Below are 1,753 nucleotides of genomic sequence, written 5' to 3'. Positions count from 1 at the left end.
CGATCGCCGCCGCCGCGACCGGCGCGACGAGTCCCGCGGTCGAGCTCCCGGCGACGTGGACGCCGATCGTGCGCCCGATGTCGTCGTACTGCTTCGCGAGGAAGGTCGTGGCGGGCGTGTAGTGGAGCCCTGCACCGATCCCAAGGACGCCCACGAAGAGCACGGAAACGCCGTACGAGGGCGCGACGGCGATACAGAGGCTCGAGAGCCCGGTGAGACCGATCTCCGTGAGGATCACTTTTCGCTCGCCGAACCGATCGCCGAGGACCCCGCTGGGAAACTGCACCAGCACGTACGTCGCCCACATGATCGACAGTGCCAGGCCGACCGCGGCGTTCGAGACGGCGAACTCGTCGGTGATCGCCGGGACCAGCGGACTGATCGCCAGCCGCGCGACCATCGTCACCATGAACGCCAACGTACAGAGGAGCAACGAGCGGTGAGCGTAGCGCCAGTTCACACGTTCACTGGCCCGTCGAGGTAACCTACGTGTTGCGATTGCGGACGGTTCGTCTCGGTTCAACATCCGGACCGGGTTCGAGATTCGATCGGCCGGCCGCGTCCTGATACTGCCGGACAGAACGACGTGAAGATCAGTCGCTCTGCTGCGGCTGTCACCGGTGGAGACGGCCGCGAACTCACGACCGACTTCGTATTGATTTTTGTCCGACAGTATGACGACGCGGTTCGCGGACCGGCATTGGAATCGGTGCTCGAGGCGACGAAACGCGCCGGTTTCCGGGTATCCGACCCTAGACCTTTACACTGTCTTCGCGCTCACTACGGCTATGAAGGTCAACGAGGCGATTATCGATTGCCTGACCGAGAACGACATCGACACCCTGTTCGGCATTCCGGGCAAGCAATCGCTGCCGCTGAACGAGTCCATCAGCGAGCGCGACGACATCCAGTTCGTGATGGCACGCCACGAGACCGCGGTCTCCCATCAGGCGTGGGGCTACGCCGAGACCAGCGGCGGCATGGCCGCGACGGTGGTCATTCCCGGGCCGGGCGATATGAACGCGATGAACGGCCTGAAGAACGCGCTGAACGACTGCACGCCGCTTCTTCACATCGCAGTCGAGACCGAACCGGAGATCCGCGGCGGCGACGGGATCCACGAGACGCCGCCCGACACGTACGACAACGTCGTCAAGGAGAATATCACCGTCGAGACGCCCGAGAGCACCGTCGCCGAACTCCAGCGCGCGATCGACATCGCGCAGACGGCACCTAAAGGCCCCGTTCGGATCGGGATTCCGAAGAACTTCCTCAAGATGGACGTGCCGCTCGCCGAGCGCGGCGAGATCGATCGACAGACGTTCAGCGGCGTCCCCGAAGCGAAAGTCGACGCCGCGGCGGACCTCCTCGCGGACGCGTCGAAACCGATCATCGTCGCCGGCGGCGGCGTTCGAGCGGCCGACGAGGGCGACGAGTTGCGAGCGGTCGCCGAACGCCTCGAGGCCCCGGTCGTCCTCACCTACAAGGGGAAATCGGTCTTCCCCGACGATCACGAGCTCATGGGCGGCGTGCTCTGTGGCGGCACCGGAACCGACGTGAAGGAACTCGTCGCCGACGCGGACGCCGCCCTCGGCGTCGGTACCGACTTCGACGCCCTCACTATGCACGGCTGGTCGATCGAGGTGCCGGACGACCTGGTCCACGTGACGCTCGAGGCCGACGACGTCGGAACGGGCTACGACACAGCGGTCGGAATCGTCGTCGACGCCGCCCGAACGCTCGAGGCGCTCGA

At 65.5% G+C, this 1,753-nt stretch carries 2 protein-coding genes; one reads left to right on the top strand and one right to left on the bottom strand.

The features are described from left to right. A partial coding sequence (locus PGX04_RS29225) for an MFS transporter (RefSeq protein ID WP_273741702.1) occupies positions 1-460 on the bottom strand: 460 nt, incomplete at its 3' end. Positions 461-788: 328 nt separating this feature from the next. Here PGX04_RS29225 and PGX04_RS29220 point away from each other — a divergent pair. Further along, on the top strand, positions 789-1,753 hold a 965-nt coding region (locus PGX04_RS29220; RefSeq protein ID WP_273741701.1), incomplete at its 3' end, for a thiamine pyrophosphate-binding protein.

It is taken from the genome of Natrinema soli (genome assembly GCF_028618695.1).
The sequence above is the reverse complement of the archived record's forward strand: the minus strand, read 5'-3'. Positions and strand labels throughout refer to the sequence as shown.